This window comes from Flavobacteriales bacterium, assembly GCA_016716605.1.
Classification (GTDB): Bacteria; Bacteroidota; Bacteroidia; order Flavobacteriales_F; family PHOS-HE28; genus PHOS-HE28.
In genome coordinates this window covers 306,851-322,130 of sequence record JADJWA010000002.1, presented here as the reverse complement: position 1 = coordinate 322,130, position 15,280 = coordinate 306,851, and the positions used below count along the sequence as shown (strand labels likewise).

Genomic DNA, 15,280 nt, shown 5'->3' with positions numbered 1-15,280 from the left:
GCTATCGGGTGCTGGCACCGGTAGCGCGCGGTGCGGTGCGAGCGGCTTGCGCTCGTTCGGCAACCGCCCCATGCACCGCCTCTTGCACCTTGGTGCGGATGCCCAGTTCGACCAGCTTGTTGGTGGCGGCGCTGGGGTGCACGCGATTGCTGAGGAAGATGTACACCACCTTCTGCTCCGGATCGGCCCAGGCCATGGTGCCTGTGAAGCCGGTGTGCCCGAAGCTGGCGTAGCTCACGCACTCGCAGGTGGGGCCGCCCTTGCCATCGCGCACGGGCTTGTCCCAGCCCAGGCCGCGGCGGTTGCCGGTGCCGTTCGGCGCGCAGAACTGGCACTTGGTGAATTCGTTCACCACGCGATCGCTCAAGTAGCGCCTGCCTCCATAGGTTCCGCCGTTCGCGAGCATCTGCATCACCTTGGCCAGATCATTGGCGCAGCCGAAGAGGCCCGCATGGCCGGCCACCCCGCCCTTGATCGCCGCGCCGGGGTCATGCACATCGCCCCGGATCACGCGCTGGCGGAAGAGCTTGTCATCCTCCGTGGGAGCGATGCGCGCATGCGCGAAGCGTTCGTGCGGCCGGTAGGTGAGGGTGGTGGCGCCCAAGGGGCGGTAGAATTCCTCCTGCACATACCGGTCGAGCGCGATGCCCGTGATGCGCTCGATCATCTCCTGCAGCAGGTAGTAGCCCATGTCGCTGTACACGTATTCGCCCTTCTTCTCCAAGGGCGTGTCGAGCACCCAGTTCAGCAGGCTGTCGCGGTATTCATTGCGGATGAAGAGCCCTTCGGCCACGCGCACCCCATGCGTGGCGCTCGCCGTATCGCTCGCCACGCCCGGCTTGAGCCTCCCGTCCTTCATGAGCTTGTTCTGGAAGGGCACGAAGGGCTTGAGGCCCGCTTGGTGCGTGAGGATATCGCGCAGCTTCATGCGCGCATGCGCCGGGTGCTCACCCTCCATCTCCGTGAGGTAGTGCCCAACGGACTGGTCCAGGTCAACGCGTCCTTCATCCACGAGCTTCATGAGCGCGAGCGTGGTGCTCGCCACCTTGGTGATGCTCGCCAGGTCGTAGAGGTCGTCGGTGCGCACCCGCTGCAGGCCGTCATAGCTGAGGTGCCCATAGGCCTTGTTCCAGATCACCTCACCCTCAACGGCAACGAGCACCTGCGCGCCGGGATAGGCTTTGGCCGCGATGCCCTCCTGCACGATGCGGTCGATCGCGGCGAGGTCGGTTGTGCGCACGCCCATTGCCTCGGGCGGTGCGTAGCCCATCCGGCCTATCGGTGAAAGGGTGCGGCCATCGCCGCACTGGTAGAACGAACTGGCCGTTACCGGCAGCCTGCCATCGGCTCCGATCGCGCCGAAGATGGCCTGCGCCGCGAGGTCCTGGGTGTCGTCGTTCTCTTCGTAGGCCACCACGATGCTGGCGAGGTGGTGCGCGCCATACGCCCGCGTGAGGCGGTACGGATTGGCGAAGAGCGTGAGCACGGTGGGTTTGCGCGACGCGATCTCGCGCACGATATCCATGGCGGTTTCAGGAACTCCGAAGTCGCTCTTCACGCGCCACGAGGTGCGGTGGATGCTCACGATCACGCGGTCACAGCCTTCGAGCGATCGCAGCAGGGCCATCAGGCTGTCCTTCTTCAGGGCCTTGTCGCAGCGCAGGAGCTTCACATCGGCGTAGCGCGAGAGCGATTGCTGGAAGGCGTTGTTCAGCGTATCGCCGATCACCAACGAAGCGATGCGGCCCTTGTGCAGGTCGCGCAAGGGGAGCAGTTCCTTGTGGTCGGCCAGCACGGTGATGGCGCCTGCGTACAGCTTTCGGCGCAGCGCTACGGCCTGCTCGGTGTTCAGGTCCTCCGCGATCCCCTCGGCCTTCACGTGCTCAACATGATCAAGCCTGGCCCATTGCTTGGCGCGGAGCAGCTTCAAGCATTTGTGGTCGATCACCAACGGGTCGAGTTCCTTGTCATCAACGGCTTTGCGTATCCGTGCCATGGCCTTGACCGGATCCTGAGGGAAGAGCAGCACATCGTTGCCGGCGAGCAATGCGCGCAGCTCGATCTCGCCGGGCTTGTCGGCATTGGCCACGCCCTTCATGTTGAGCGCGTCGGTGAACACCAGGCCCTGGAAGCCGAGCTCGCGCGACAGCAGATCGCTCACGATAGGGCGGCTCAAGGTGCTGGGCAGGCCCTTGCTGCTGTCCAGCGCAGGAACCTCGAGGTGCGCCACCATCATGGCGCTGAGTCCTTCTTCCACCAGGCGCTGGAACGGGTAGAGCTCCAACGAATCGAGGCGCATGCGGCTGTGCGCGATCATCGGAAGCGTCAGATGGCTGTCGCTATCCACGTCACCATGGCCCGGGAAGTGCTTGGCCGTGGCGATCACGCCGCCTTGCTGCAAGCCGCGCATGTAGGCGATGCCCTTGCGCGCCACGTTCTCCCGGTCCTCACCGAAGCTGCGGTCGTTGATCACGGGGTTCGCCGGGTTGTTGTTCACATCGACCACTGGACTGAAGCTCACGTGCACCCCGAGCCTGCGCATCTGCCGCGCGATCTCCTCGCCCATCTCGGTGATCGGTGCCTCATCCTGCACCGCGCCAAGCGCCATCTGGTGCGGGAACTTCATGGTGCTGTCCAGGCGCATGCCCAGGCCCCATTCGAGGTCCATGCCGATGAGGATCGGCGTCTTCGCAGCGGATTGGTAGCGGTTGGTGAGCTTCGCCTGACGTGCGGGACCGCCCTGGAAGAAGATGAGCCCGCCGATGTTGCGCTCCCGGATCAGCGCCTCGATCTCTGCTTCATGCTTCGCGTCCTTGTTGCTGTACGCGGCCACCATCATCAGCTGCGCGATGCGCTCGTCGAGGCTCAGGGTGCTCAGCACGCTGTCGGCCCACAGGGGCGATTGCGTCAGGAAGGGCGGCTGCCCGGACCGTCGCGGAAGGCCATCTGGACGGGCCGGCTGCGGACGCGCGCTGCTGAGGCTCACCAAGGATGCAGCGGCGACGGTGAATAGGATGAAGGTGCGTCTCATGCGTTCTGCGCGAAGCTACCGGGGTGCGTTGCGGGCCTCCGGGCAGCTACCGCGCCACTTTTGAACACGCGCCATGTGGCGGTGATATTGCGTTGCGATGATCGCCGCGAACGCCGCGTGGCAGCTGCCCGGAATCGCGAAGGGCCCCTTCCGGAGCCCCACGCTTGGTCTTGGTTCAAGGGTATGGTCAGTGCAGGCTCAGCTTCTTCTCGAGGTCCTCGAGGTATCCGCGGAACTGCTTGTCGGTCTCGGAGAGGTTGTTCACGGTGCGGCACGCATGCAGCACGGTCGCATGATCCTTGCCGCCGCAGTGCGCGCCGATGTTGGCCAGCGAGCTCTTGGTCATCTTCTTCGCGAAGTACATGGCGATCTGGCGGGCCTGCACCACCTCGCGCTTCCGGGTCTTGCTCTTGAGCAGTTCGATCGGCAGGTCGAAGTAGTCGCACACCACCTTCTGGATGTAGTCGATGCTCACCTCACGCGCCGTGTTCTTCACGAACTTATCGATCATCTGCTTCGCGAGATCGAGCGTCACGGCCTTCTTGTTCAACGAGCTCTGCGCGATCAGGCTGATCATGGCGCCCTCCAGTTCGCGGATATTGGTGGTGATGCTATAGGCGAGGTATTCCACCACTTCCTTGGGCAGGTCGATGCCCTCGGCGTACATCTTCTTCTCCAGGATGGCGATGCGCGTCTCGAGGCCCGGTGCCTGAAGGTCGGCGCTGAGGCCCCACTTGAAGCGCGAGAGCAGGCGTTGCTCCATGCCCGCCATCTCTACTGGTGCCTTGTCGCTGGTGATCACCAGTTGCTTGCCGCTCTGGTGGAGCGCGTTGAACACATGGAAGAACACGTCCTGCGTCTTCTCCTTGCCGGCGAGGAACTGCACATCGTCGATGATGAGCACGTCCATCATCTGGTAGAACTGCGTGAAGTCGCCCACGGTATTGTTCTTCACCGCCTCGATGAACTGGTGGGTGAACTTCTCGGCCGGCACGTACAGGATGGTCTTGTCCGGATGGTGCTTCTTGATCTCGATGCCGATGGCATGTGCGAGGTGCGTCTTGCCAAGGCCCACTCCGCCATAGATCAGCAATGGGTTGAATGCGGTGCCGCCGGGCTTCTGGGCCACGGCATAGCCTGCGCTGCGCGCCAGCCGGTTGCAATCGCCCTCGATGAAATTGTCGAAGGAGTAATTGGCGTTGAGATGGCTCTCGACCTTGATCTTGCGGAGGCCGGGGATCACGAACGGGTTCTTGATCGGGCTGTTGGCCACATCGATCGGCAAGGCCACCGAAGGATTCTTGGTCTCGCGAGCATTGCTCGTCGGCATCTTCACCGTGTACGGATGGGCGCTTTGGAATCCGTTCTCCATGATGATGGAGTATTCCAAACGGCCATCGGCACCGAGTTCCTTGCGGATGATCTTCTTGAGCAGACCGATGTAATGCTCCTCCAGCCATTCATAGAAGAACTGCGAAGGCACTTGGATGGTCAGGACATTGTCCGAGAGCTTCATGGCCTTGATCGGTTCGAACCAGGTCTTGAAGCTCTGCGGGTTCACGTTGTCCCTGATCACCGCCAGGCACCGTTCCCAGGTCTTCTCGGGATCCTTCTTCATGGATGGGTCGTCGGATGTTTAGGCGTTGATGGAATCGAAACGGGCTTCTTCGCGATGGTGATCGGTGATGGTCAGTGCATCGCGCTAAGGGGGGCAAATATGTACCGAAGAAAGTGAAAAAAAAACGCGGGCTTCATGTTGCGGCGATGGAAATTTCTCCTTGTCGCGTGATCCGCTTTCGCGTATAGTCCCACCTCGGGAAGCCTGCGCCACGAAGCTGAGAAGAACCGCATCCGCATCGCGCACTCCATCGATCACGTCCGCCGCCATGTGGTGAAGGTAGTTCGCATCCCGTGCCATGCGCAACATCGGCGGATCGCATGGCGGTCGGCTAAACTTGCGGCATGTACAGCCACGAGACTCGTATGCGCGTGCGCTACGCCGAGACCGATCAGATGGGACAGATGTATCATGGCCGCTATGCCGAGCTGTTCGAAGTGGGACGTGTGGAGGCCTTGCGCAGCATCGGGTTCCCATACAAGGCGATCGAGGAAAGCGGCGTGCTGCTGCCGGTCCGTGACCTGAGCATCCGTTACCACCGGCCCGTGCGCTACGATGATGAGGTGATCGTGCGCACCACGATCGCCGCTTTGCCCCAAGTGCGCATCCTGTTCCGCTATGAGCTCCGCGATGCGGATGGCGCGCTGCTCACGGAGGGGGAGACCACCTTGGTCTTCCTTGACAACGCGACCAAGCGGCCATGCCAGGCGCCGCAGGCGATCTTGGAGGCGCTGCGGCCTTTCTTCGATTGACTGCGCTCATGCGAGCAGGATCAGCCCCATGGCGATCACGGCGAGCGCGATCCCGCCTGCTTGCACGCGGCGAAGGCGGTCGCCGAAGAGCGCAAGGCCGATCACCGTGCTGATCAGGATCACGCCGATGTTGAGCAGTGGGAATACGCTGCTTGAGGCCAGTCCGCTGCGCGCCAGCGTGGTCACCAGGAAATACAGGCTCGCGTAGTTCATGCTGCCCAGCACGATCCCGCCGATGAGCGCCTTCGGCTGGAGCACCGTGCGCAGCTCGCCGCGCATGGCCAAGGCGCCGAACCCGATCGCGCCGGCCACCGCGAATACCAGTGTCGGGAACAACGGCTCCGTCATGGGGGTGAGCAGATCGCGCTGGACCTTGTTGATGGTGATGTCGATCGCGGCATTGCCTACGAAGAGCAAGGCCGGCATGAGCCATGCGCCCCGTGCGCCGGGAGCGCCACGCGCATACGAGGCCAGCGGCACGGCCACCAGAGCGAGCCCGATCCCGATCCACCCGATCGTTGAGGGGCGCTCGCCCAGGAACAGCACGGCGAATAGCACAGTGAGCACCAGGCTCATCTTGCTCGCCACCGAGGTTGCGGCCACCCCGGCGCGCTGCGAGCTCAACGCGGTGAGGTAGAAGAGCGCGATGAAGAGCACGCCGAGGAGGAGCGCGGGCATCAGGAGGGCGGTTGGCATCTCTATGCGCCACGGCCTGGTCACCGCGATGCCCCAAGCGCAAGCCGTGGCGTAGTTGATCGCGATCGCGGGCAGCAGCGGCACCTCGCGCTTGCCGAATACCTTGAAGCAGATCAGCAAGAGCGCCATCCAGAGCGCGGTGATCGCTACCAAAGCCATGCTGCATCCGGCACTGCGCGCCGGTCCCTGTTGATGAGGAGGTCGATGCGGTCGGTGCCGTGCTCGATCGATCGCACAGCAGCTGCGGGCGGCTCCGGCGCGGCTGTCCCATGCCCGAGCACGATGTCTCCCGTGATCACCCGCGCCTCGTCCCAAAGCCCGCGGCGCATGAAGTGCCCAAGGAGCTCAGCGCCTCCTTCAATCAGCACCGAACGCACGGCGCGCGCATGCAGCTCGCCGAGCATGCGGTCGATCGGGTCCTCGTGATCCTGCACAACGACCTGCTCCGCTGCGATGCCCGCACGCTCCTTCGCGGTGAACAGCAAGGTGCTGTTCGTGCCTTCGAAGACATTCGACCCCAACGGTGCGGCCCCGCAGCGGTCGAGCACCACGCGCAACGGCTGGCGGCCATCCACATGCCGCACGTCGAGGCGGGGATCATCGTTCACCACGGTTCGGCTGCCTACGAGGATCGCTTGCTCCTCGCTCCGCCATCGGTGCACCAGCGCATCGGTTTCCGGCGATGAGATCCTCTGCGAGCCGCGCTGCATGCGTGGTGAACGGTCGATGAAGCCATCACGGCTCTGCGCCCACTTCAGGATGACATATGGCCGCGCTTCGATGATGGAGGTGATGAAGCGCCTGTTCATCCAGCGGGCCTCATCGGCAAGGACGCCCTCGGTCACCTCGGTACCGGCAGCGATCAACCGTGCGATGCCCTTCCCATTCACTTCCGCGAATGGGTCACGATGCGCGATCACCACGCGCCTCACTCCGCGGGCGATCAGCAGATCGGCGCAGGGCGGCGTGCGGCCTTGGTGCGCGCAAGGCTCGAGGTTCAAATGCATCACCGCGTCGCCCGGCACATCCATGCTGTTGATTGAATCAAGGCAGGCCCGTTCAGCGTGCGCTGTTCCCGGCGTTCGGTGCCATCCTTCAGCGAGCACCCGGCCTTCATGCACCAGCACGGCGCCCACCATCGGGTTGGGCGCTGCACTGCCCGCCCCCAGCCGCGCCAGTTGCAGGCAGCGGCGCATCCAATGCTCGTGCGTTCCCATCAAGGCGGCGCAAAGGTGGATGATCCGTTCCGTGGCCCTGCCGCCCCGCTACTTTTGGCGCCATGGGCGTCCGCAGCAGCAGCAACCGCGTGGGTTCCGTGCTCGATCAGTACCGGGAGCAGCTCGCGCCGCTCTATGATGCGGGTGAGGTGAGGGCCATCGCGCGCGCCGTGTTCCATGAGAAGCTCGGTTGGGATGCTGCTCAACTCGAATTGCGCAAGTTCGAATCGCTGCACGAGTCTGACCTGCTGAAGGTGTACCTGCCGCTCAAGCGACTGCGCGCTGGTGAGCCCCTGCAGCACATCCTGGGCAAGGTCCGCTTCCACGGACTCGATATCGCGGTGACGCCGGATGTGCTCATCCCGCGACCTGAGACGGAAGAGCTCGTTGAGCTCATCACGCAGGATGATTACGTGCCTGCTGCTGTGGCGGATATCGGCACCGGGAGCGGATGCATCGCTTTGGCGCTCAAGCAGGCGTTCACCAAGGCGAAGGTCTTCGGCATCGACCTCAACGAGGCTGCGCTCCAGATCGCACGTGCCAATGGCCGCGCAACGGGCCTGGAGGTGGAGTGGCGCCAAGCGGATGCCTTGCACCGCGCCTTCGGACTGCCCGCCTCGGTTGACCTTGTGGTCAGCAATCCGCCGTACATCCCGGTTGAAGAAGCCGATTCCCTCCTCTCGCGCGTGCGCGCGCGCGAGCCTTATACAGCCTTGTTCGCTCCGGAGGGTGACGCACTGGCCTTCTACCGAGCCATCGGGAAAGCGGCCCTGCGGGTTCTGCCAGCCGGTGGCCGCCTGTGGTTCGAGGCCCATTACAGGCACGCTGCTGAAGCGGCTGCCCTGCTGCGCGAAGCCGGATTCAAGCAGGTTGACCTGCTGCGCGACATGAGCGGCAACCATCGCTTCATCCGGTGCCTGGCATGAGGGCCGCGATGCTCATCCATCTGCTGTTCGTGGTGCTCAGCGCGTGCGCGCAGCAAGAGGCCAAGGTGCGGACCAAGGCCGCCTTCCGCGTGATCTTCAACTTCGATTACCGAAACACCACGGTGAACGCGGAGCGTGTGCGATTCTATGGCTTGCGCCTCGGTGCGCAGCGCGGCAGGGATATCCTGGCCATCGGCTTCTATGGCCTTGGTGACGATTACATCCAGCCCGCCGTGCCCGTCGAAGGCGTCGGCATCCGGGAGCACCATACCGACTTCGATTTCGTCGCGCTCAGCTATGAGCGGCTGCTGATCGATACGCGCAGGTGGCAGGTGGGCGTGCCGGTTGCGATCGGCCTGGGGACGTATCGCCGATCCTACCTCAACGAGAAGGGCCTTCTTGTGCCTTATGCCGTGAATGAGCTCGTGCCCATCGAGGCCACGCTGCACGCTGATTACAGCATCTTCCGCTGGTTGTTCATCGGCGCGGGAGCGGGCTACCGGCATGTGCTCGCGGCCGACCGAGCGGCAACGGTCACATTGAGCGATTGGACATGGTACGGCAAGGTCGGCCTACGTTTGGGCGTCCTGGTCAAGGGCATCTTCAACGGAAAGGAGAAAGACGATGGACCGAGCAAGCGCTGAACGACGCATCGCCGAATTGAGCACCGAGCTCGAGCGGCACAACCACCTTTACTACGTGCTCGCCGCACCGGTCATCAGCGACCTCGAGTTCGATCGCAAGCTCAAGGAGCTGGAGGCGCTGGAGTCCGGGTTCCCCGACCTCGCATCGCCCAACAGTCCCACCCAGCGCGTGGGCGGCGGCATTACCAAGGGCTTCCCCACGGTGCCGCATCGCTATCCCATGCTCTCGCTCGGCAACACCTACTCGCGCGAGGAAGTCGAGGAGTTCGTGGCCCGCGTGGAGAAGGCCATTGGACCTACGCGCTTCAGCATGGAGCTGAAGTACGATGGCGTCGCCATCAGCCTCAGCTACACGAACGGCGAGCTCGTGCGCGGCGTTACGCGCGGCGATGGTGAGAAGGGGGAGGACATCACCCCCAACGTGCGCACCATCCGCAGCATCCCCTTGCGCTTGCAGGGCGAGGATTGGCCCGATGAGCTCGAGGCGCGCGGCGAAGTGATCTTCACCAAGCACCAATTCGATAAGCTGAACGCGCTGCGTGAACAGGAAGGGGAGGAGCTGTATGCCAATCCGCGCAACACCGCAGCCGGCACGCTCAAGCAGCAGGATCCGAAAGAGGTGGCCAAGCGCGGCCTCGATAGCTTCATCTACAGCCTGCAAGGCGATGCGCTCCCGACGCGCAGCCACTTCGACAACCTGATGCGCGCGCAGGAATGGGGCTTCAAGACACCCGATCCGAAGCGGCGATTCATCGGGCGCGCGACCGATGCGGCGGGCATCATGGCCTTCATCGATCATTGGGGCCAGCACCGCAACGAGCTGGAGATGATCATCGATGGCGTGGTCGTGAAGGTGGACGACCTCGACGTGCAGGATGAGTTGGGCCTCACCGCCAAGAGCCCGCGTTGGGCCATGGCGTACAAGTACGCGCCCGAACAGGCCGTCACGAAGCTGCTCGGCGTCACCTTCCAGGTGGGCCGAACAGGGGCGGTGACACCGGTGGCTGAACTGGAGCCCGTGCAGCTCGCGGGCACCACGGTCAAGCGCGCATCGCTCTTCAACGCCGACCAGCTCGAGCGGCTCGACTTGCACCAAGGCGACGAGGTGCGCGTCGAGAAGGCCGGCGAGATCATCCCGCAAGTGGTGGGGGTGGAACTGGCGAGGCGCGAGGCTGGCGCGCAGCGCGTGGGCTTCCCGCACGAATGCCCGGAATGCGGCACTGCCCTCATCCGCCTTGATGGCGAAGCGCAGCACTATTGCCCCAATGAGCATGGCTGCCCGCCGCAGATCACCCGCCGCATCGAGCACTTCGTGTCGCGGCGCGCCATGGACATCGACGGCCTTGGTGCGGAAACCGTGCAGGAATTCCATGGGGCAGGACTCATCGCGAACGTCGCCGACCTGTATGAACTCACAGCTGATCGGATCCTGGCGTTGGGCAAGGGCTGGAAGGAGAAGAGCGCGGAGAAAGTGATCGCGGGCCTGGAGAAGAGCAAGCAGGTCCCCTTCGAACGCGTGCTCTTCGCGCTCGGGATCAGGCATGTGGGCGAGACCGTTGCGAAGAAGATCGCGCGCGGCGCCACAAGCATGGAACGGCTGAAGGCGATGGGCAAGGACGAGCTCCTGGGCATCGAGGAGGTCGGGGAGGTGATCGCTGAGAGCATCATCGATTTCTTCGCGGTTCCGGGGAATCAGCGCATCGTGGAAAGGCTCGCCCGGCATGGGGTGCGCATGGAACAGGACGCCACGGAAGGCCCGGCGAGCGACAAGCTGAAAGGGCTCTCCATCGTGGTGTCGGGCGTTTTCCGCAACTTCAGCCGCGATGGCATCAAGGAGGCCATCGAGCGCAACGGGGGCAAGGTGTCCGGTTCCATCAGCAGCAAGACCAGCTACGTGGTGGCCGGCGAGGGCATGGGGCCGGCCAAGCGCGCGAAGGCGGATGAATTGAAGGTGCCGGTGATCGATGAAGACGAACTCACGCGGATGATCGAAGGATGAAGCTGCTCGACCGCATTAAGGAATGGATGGGCATCCGCAGATTGCTGCGCGACCTGCCGCAGGACCGCAAGCCGATCGCACGGAGCATAGCCCTGGCACGGAAGGTGGCCATCGTGTACGTGGTGGAGGACGAGGCCGCGCACAACCACGTGCGCAACTATGTGAAGCGCCTGAAGGAAGAACTCGGGCTCAGCAACATCATGGCGCTCGGCTACTCCGACCAGAAGGTGATGCCGCATTACCTGCACAGCAAGCTCAACTTCGAGGCCATCTGCCAGAAGGACCTCAACTGGTACCGCATCCCGCAGGGCAACACCGTGCAGAACTTCATGGCCGAGGAGTACGAGATCATCATCGACCTCACCTTGGAGGACCGCCTGCCCGTCCAATACATCCTGGCCAAGAGCCGGGCGCGCTTCAAAGTGGGCCGTTGGAGCGAGAGCAATAAGAAAATCCTCGATATGATGATCGACATGGCCGGCTCGCGCAGCCTGCCGCAGCTCATCCAGCAAGTGCATCATTACCTGCTCATGGTGAACAGCAAGCCGGAGCCCTCACTGAACTGAATGCGCCGATCGGCGAACTGAACATGGACGAACGATTCAAGGGCCTGGGCGTCGCGATGGTGACGCCCTTCCGCGACAACGGGCAGATCGATTACGCCGGGCTGGAGAAGCTCATTGAGCACCAGATCGCCGGGGGCGTGGACTACGTGGTATCCATGGGCACCACGGGAGAGAGCGTCGCGCTCACCAAGGCCGAGAAGAAGCAGCTGCTCGCCGAGACCATCGGCTTCGTGCGCAACCGCGTGCCCGTCGTGCTGGGCGTGGGCGGCAACAACACCGCTGAGGTCGTGGAGGCGCTGGGAGCCTTCGAGATGGATGGCGTGGATGCCATCCTCAGCGTAAGCCCGTACTACAACAAGCCCACGCAGGAGGGCATCTACCAGCACTACAAGGCCATCGCGCAAGTGGCGCTGCGGCCGATCATCCTCTACAACGTGCCCGGCCGCACCGGCAGCAACATCACCGCCGAGACCACCATCAGGCTCGCCAAGGGCTTCGCCAACATCATCGCCATCAAGGAGGCCAGCGCCAACCTCGACCAGATGGGCCGCATCCTCAAGCACAAGCCCAAGGATTTCATGCTCATCAGCGGCGATGATGCGCTCACGCTTCCCATCATCGCCATGGGCGGGGTGGGCGTGATCAGCGTGGTGGGCAATGCGATGCCGCAGGAGTTCAGCCGATTGGTGAGCGCCGCGCTAAAGGGCGATCTGGCGTCCGCTCGCCGCGAGCACCTGCGCCTCATCGAGGTCATCGATCTGCTCTTCGCCGAAGGGAACCCCGGCGGCATCAAGTACGTGCTCAAAGAGCTTGGCATCTGCGGCGACACCATGCGCCTGCCGCTGGTGAACATCAGTGAGGCCACCGAGAAGAAGCTCTATCGCGCGCTGGCCGATGCTGAGGTGGTGAAGTTGTGAGGGAGTTCGATGGCGTGAGTTGCGCCATGCCGTGGCGAATTTCCACCGGCCATTCGGCGGCGCCTTCCTCTATTTTCGACCGCCCCATGGACTTCCTCGCCCTCGACTTCGAGACCGCCACCACCGCCGCCGACAGCCCCTGCGAGCTGGGCATCGCGATCGTGCGCGGCGGCGTGGTGCGCGAGGTGCGCAACTGGCTCATCAAGCCGCCGCAATGGCCGCACTTCAGCCCATGGAACGTGGCCGTGCATGGCATCCGCCCCGATGATGTGGCCGACGCGCCTCGGTGGGAGGAGATCTGGGAAGAGGTGCATGCGCTGCTGCTCGGCGCGACGGTGGTGGCGCACAACGCGGCCTTCGATATGAATGTCCTGAAGGCCACGCTCGCATCGAAGCGCATCGTGCATCCGAGCTTCCGCTACTTCTGCAGCGTGAGCATGGCGCGCCGGGTGTGGCCGGGCCATGGCTCCTACGGGCTCAGCGCGATGTGCGCGCACCATCGAATCCCGCTCAAGCACCACCGTGCAGGCAACGATGCCGAGGCCACGGCCGAGCTGGTGCTGCGCGCGCTCCGCGATGGAGATACGCTCGATACCTTCATCCGTCGCTCGCGCATCAATCTCGGCGCTTTCTTCCCAGGCGGGCACCGGACCCCAGGCGGCAGGGTCACGGCCGCCGCGCAGTAGGTGACGCGCTTTTACCTTCACCGCATGGACCTCGACAGCCTGCACCGCATCGGCCGCATCGGCAAGGCATGGGGCCATCAGGGCGAGCTCACCCTGCATCTCGACGACATCGACCTCGACGACCTCGTTCATGCCGGTTCCTTCTTCGTGGACATTGAGGGGCAGAAGGTGCCCTTTGCCTTCAGCCGCCTGCATGAGGTAGGGAGCGAGACCCTCGTGAAGTTCGACGACTTCAATGACCCGCAGAGCGCGCAGATCATCGTGGGGCGCGACCTCTACGCGCCGCCCGGCCTCCTCGCCGATGGCAGCGACGAGAGCTGGGACCCCGAGGAGTTCATCGATATGCTCGTGCGCGACGAGGAGCATGGCGAGCTGGGCATCGTCACAGCCATCGAAGGCACGGAGAAGAACCCCGTGCTCGTGGTGCTGCACGGCGAGGAGGAGGTCCTCATCCCGGTCACGGACGAGATGATTCTAGGCGTGGATCCGGAAGAGAACGTGCTGCTGGTGCGCACGCCGCCGGGACTGATCGAGCTGAACAAGGGCTGAGCACGGAAAGCGGGCGGCTGGCAGCACGTGCTGCCTACTAGCGGTGGTCTTCGCTGTTGAACGCTGATGCGCGGCTCTGCGCGCAATAGCGTTCAACAGATCATATCCGCAATGCGGATATTTCCAGAATTGTATGGAGGCTCTTATTGCGCATATCGTTCCATCTGGGCAGGTATTCCGCAATAGGGCATTCACAGGTCCAGGTCATCGAGCGGGCTGCGGATCTTGCCAAGGGCTTTGGTGCTTACGTGGGTGTAGATCTCCGTGGTCTTGCTGGAGCTGTGCCCCAATTGGGCTTGAATGTAGCGCAGGTCGGTTTCCTTTTCCAGCACGGCAGGCATGATCATTCACGTTGGTTTGCGTTATTTGATGTGCCCCCAAGGATCATTTCCATCACCTTGGTGCCCTCCTCGCGGCCAAAGCGTTTCCCTTCCTGGACACCGTGCAGGTAATGGATGCCCGCATGGAATCGGCTCATGGCCACTTCATCAGCGGCGGCTTGAAAGCCGGGATAATGGCGTATGCCCATGCCGAAGATGAACTCCGTGCTGTCCGTGAATGAGGTTTCAGCACCGAACAACGTCTCCAGCACCGTGGCCGCTGAACTTGAAACCACGGCATGCCCGCTGGGGAACTCCGGGAAGGGCGGTGTCTGGATCAACGACATCCATTCAGGCTCGATGTACTCCTGGATATAGGTGATGGGCCGCACAAGGTCGGTGTCGAATTTCACGGTCCAGCAGCCGATCAAACCGTCGTACATGGCGATCGCAGCCAGCGTGTACGCTTCGGTCGTGCGGTGAACATCCAGTTCGATGGACCGGGTGTATCCACTGATGATGTTGAGCCAGTGTCCCGGGGGTGAGATCTTGTGTTCCATGGTGACCAGGTGCCCGCGATGGTCAGATGCATTCGGGTTGTCATCCCAATAGAGCGCGATGGCCTTGATCGTATCGTGGATGACCTTGGAATTCGCATGGACCTCAAGGACCATGCGGTGGAAATCCGAATTGCGGCCAGGCAGGTAGGGTGGTGGGGGAATGAGCGATTCGGTGCTGGCAGCATCCAGCAGGATCGGCCGCATGTGCCGCCAATTGGGTTCAAGGGCAGGGGTATGGTCCGGTGGCGTTTCCACCCAATGCCCGGGCAGCTTGGTGCTCGTATGGCGATCCATGGTGCGAACGCGCGAATAGTTGTCTCCATCGATCCAGATGCCCATGTGCGCGGCAGTTGCTTCGGCACAGCGGATGGATGCATCGATCGTTCGTTGTGCCATGCCGGATCGTTGTGCCTTATCCAGGAACTCCACGCCTAGCCGGTCCATTTCCTGTTCGGAGAAGACCATCTTTCGTCCGATGCGGCAGAATGCGAGCAAGGCAGTCAATTCCGGATGCGCATCGCTGGTATCCATGGTCGCCGGTGCGGTCCATCCGTTCAGTGCACCTTCGAGAGGTGGCAGGCTGTCCGGCGCGAAAAGGCGAAGAGTCAGGTAATGGGCCAGGTGCGGGTACACATACACCCGGGAGGCCACAGGCGGGCTGAAGGCATCCATCATGGTGACTTCCAGCAACCGGCGGTTTGCCCTTCGAAGGTCTTCCGCACTGAACGGATCGCCCATTGTTCTTCCGGGTTGGTTGCAATCCACCAGAACGAACACCAGTGAAAGGGCCGAACAGAAG

The 15,280-nt window shown here is 63.1% G+C and carries 14 protein-coding genes; 8 read left to right on the top strand and 6 right to left on the bottom strand.

Going from position 1 to position 15,280, the window contains the following annotated elements:
• Position 1 precedes the first annotated feature (1 nt).
• Both IPM12_16390 and dnaA read right to left on the bottom strand, forming a co-directional pair.
• Positions 2-3,031: a serine hydrolase gene (locus IPM12_16390; protein MBK9149385.1), complete on the bottom strand. Its 3,030-nt coding sequence runs from the start codon at positions 3,029-3,031 to the stop codon at positions 2-4.
• Between the two features lie 187 nt (positions 3,032-3,218).
• Positions 3,219-4,649, bottom strand: a complete 1,431-nt coding sequence (dnaA, locus tag IPM12_16385; GenBank protein MBK9149384.1) for a chromosomal replication initiator protein DnaA — start codon at positions 4,647-4,649, stop codon at positions 3,219-3,221.
• Between the two features lie 344 nt (positions 4,650-4,993).
• Here dnaA and IPM12_16380 point away from each other — a divergent pair, with 344 nt between their 5' ends.
• Complete coding sequence (locus IPM12_16380) at positions 4,994-5,401, top strand: acyl-CoA thioesterase (GenBank protein MBK9149383.1); 408 nt, start codon at positions 4,994-4,996, stop codon at positions 5,399-5,401.
• Positions 5,402-5,407: 6 nt separating this feature from the next.
• Here the strand turns inward: IPM12_16380 and IPM12_16375 are convergent, their stop codons facing one another.
• Positions 5,408-6,256, bottom strand: a complete 849-nt coding sequence (locus IPM12_16375) for a DMT family transporter (GenBank protein MBK9149382.1) — start codon at positions 6,254-6,256, stop codon at positions 5,408-5,410.
• Complete coding sequence (gene ribD / locus IPM12_16370; protein ID MBK9149381.1) at positions 6,244-7,314, bottom strand: bifunctional diaminohydroxyphosphoribosylaminopyrimidine deaminase/5-amino-6-(5-phosphoribosylamino)uracil reductase RibD; 1,071 nt, start codon at positions 7,312-7,314, stop codon at positions 6,244-6,246. Before ribD ends, IPM12_16375 begins: the two co-directional genes overlap by 13 nt.
• A 62-nt stretch (positions 7,315-7,376) precedes the next feature.
• Between ribD and prmC the strand changes: the two genes are divergently transcribed.
• The 7 genes from prmC (at position 7,377) to rimM (ending at position 13,601) form a co-directional block, all read left to right on the top strand.
• Positions 7,377-8,240, top strand: coding sequence for a peptide chain release factor N(5)-glutamine methyltransferase (gene prmC, locus IPM12_16365; GenBank protein ID MBK9149380.1), 864 nt, complete (start codon positions 7,377-7,379; stop codon positions 8,238-8,240).
• The gene (locus tag IPM12_16360) at positions 8,237-8,884 is read left to right on the top strand and encodes a hypothetical protein (protein MBK9149379.1); all 648 of its coding nucleotides are present in this window, start codon (positions 8,237-8,239) and stop codon (positions 8,882-8,884) included. The genes prmC and IPM12_16360 overlap by 4 nt, the downstream gene beginning before the upstream one ends.
• Complete coding sequence (gene ligA, locus IPM12_16355) at positions 8,865-10,883, top strand: NAD-dependent DNA ligase LigA (protein MBK9149378.1); 2,019 nt, start codon at positions 8,865-8,867, stop codon at positions 10,881-10,883. Before IPM12_16360 ends, ligA begins: the two co-directional genes overlap by 20 nt.
• Entirely contained in the window at positions 10,880-11,449 is a 570-nt protein-coding gene (locus IPM12_16350; GenBank protein MBK9149377.1) for a hypothetical protein, read from the top strand. The genes ligA and IPM12_16350 overlap by 4 nt, the downstream gene beginning before the upstream one ends.
• 23 nt (positions 11,450-11,472) lie before the next feature.
• Positions 11,473-12,366 (top strand): 4-hydroxy-tetrahydrodipicolinate synthase, encoded by an 894-nt coding sequence (locus IPM12_16345; GenBank protein MBK9149376.1) that lies wholly within the window; start codon positions 11,473-11,475, stop codon positions 12,364-12,366.
• 86 nt (positions 12,367-12,452) lie between these two features.
• Positions 12,453-13,052: a 3'-5' exonuclease gene (locus tag IPM12_16340; protein MBK9149375.1), complete on the top strand. Its 600-nt coding sequence runs from the start codon at positions 12,453-12,455 to the stop codon at positions 13,050-13,052.
• A 24-nt stretch (positions 13,053-13,076) separates the two neighbouring features.
• A complete protein-coding gene (gene rimM, locus IPM12_16335) occupies positions 13,077-13,601 on the top strand; it encodes a 16S rRNA processing protein RimM (protein ID MBK9149374.1) in 525 nt (174 codons plus the stop codon).
• A gap of 191 nt (positions 13,602-13,792) precedes the next feature.
• Here rimM and IPM12_16330 read toward each other — a convergent pair whose 3' ends face one another.
• Both IPM12_16330 and IPM12_16325 read right to left on the bottom strand, forming a co-directional pair.
• The gene (locus IPM12_16330; protein MBK9149373.1) at positions 13,793-13,948 is read right to left on the bottom strand and encodes a tyrosine-type recombinase/integrase; all 156 of its coding nucleotides are present in this window, start codon (positions 13,946-13,948) and stop codon (positions 13,793-13,795) included.
• Positions 13,945-15,153 carry a vanadium-dependent haloperoxidase gene (locus IPM12_16325; protein MBK9149372.1) on the bottom strand — a complete coding sequence of 403 codons (1,209 nt, stop codon included), beginning with the start codon at positions 15,151-15,153 and terminating at the stop codon, positions 13,945-13,947. Before IPM12_16325 ends, IPM12_16330 begins: the two co-directional genes overlap by 4 nt.
• Positions 15,154-15,280 lie beyond the last annotated feature (127 nt).

Bases quoted from the DNA above. Each gene is read 5' to 3' on its own strand.
- prmC (MBK9149380.1), top strand. From the start codon at position 7,377: ATGGGCGTCCGCAGCAGCAGCAACCGCGTGGGTTCCGTGCTCGATCAG.
- IPM12_16375 (MBK9149382.1), bottom strand. From the start codon at position 6,256: ATGGCTTTGGTAGCGATCACCGCGCTCTGGATGGCGCTCTTGCTGATC.
- IPM12_16360 (MBK9149379.1), top strand. From the start codon at position 8,237: ATGAGGGCCGCGATGCTCATCCATCTGCTGTTCGTGGTGCTCAGCGCG.
- IPM12_16380 (MBK9149383.1), top strand. From the start codon at position 4,994: ATGTACAGCCACGAGACTCGTATGCGCGTGCGCTACGCCGAGACCGAT.
- IPM12_16340 (MBK9149375.1), top strand. From the start codon at position 12,453: ATGGACTTCCTCGCCCTCGACTTCGAGACCGCCACCACCGCCGCCGAC.
- IPM12_16325 (MBK9149372.1), bottom strand. From the start codon at position 15,153: ATGGATGCCTTCAGCCCGCCTGTGGCCTCCCGGGTGTATGTGTACCCG.
- IPM12_16330 (MBK9149373.1), bottom strand. From the start codon at position 13,948: ATGATCATGCCTGCCGTGCTGGAAAAGGAAACCGACCTGCGCTACATT.
- ribD (MBK9149381.1), bottom strand. From the start codon at position 7,314: ATGGGAACGCACGAGCATTGGATGCGCCGCTGCCTGCAACTGGCGCGG.
- dnaA (MBK9149384.1), bottom strand. From the start codon at position 4,649: ATGAAGAAGGATCCCGAGAAGACCTGGGAACGGTGCCTGGCGGTGATC.
- IPM12_16345 (MBK9149376.1), top strand. From the start codon at position 11,473: ATGGACGAACGATTCAAGGGCCTGGGCGTCGCGATGGTGACGCCCTTC.
- rimM (MBK9149374.1), top strand. From the start codon at position 13,077: ATGGACCTCGACAGCCTGCACCGCATCGGCCGCATCGGCAAGGCATGG.
- IPM12_16350 (MBK9149377.1), top strand. From the start codon at position 10,880: ATGAAGCTGCTCGACCGCATTAAGGAATGGATGGGCATCCGCAGATTG.
- IPM12_16390 (MBK9149385.1), bottom strand. From the start codon at position 3,031: ATGAGACGCACCTTCATCCTATTCACCGTCGCCGCTGCATCCTTGGTG.
- ligA (MBK9149378.1), top strand. From the start codon at position 8,865: ATGGACCGAGCAAGCGCTGAACGACGCATCGCCGAATTGAGCACCGAG.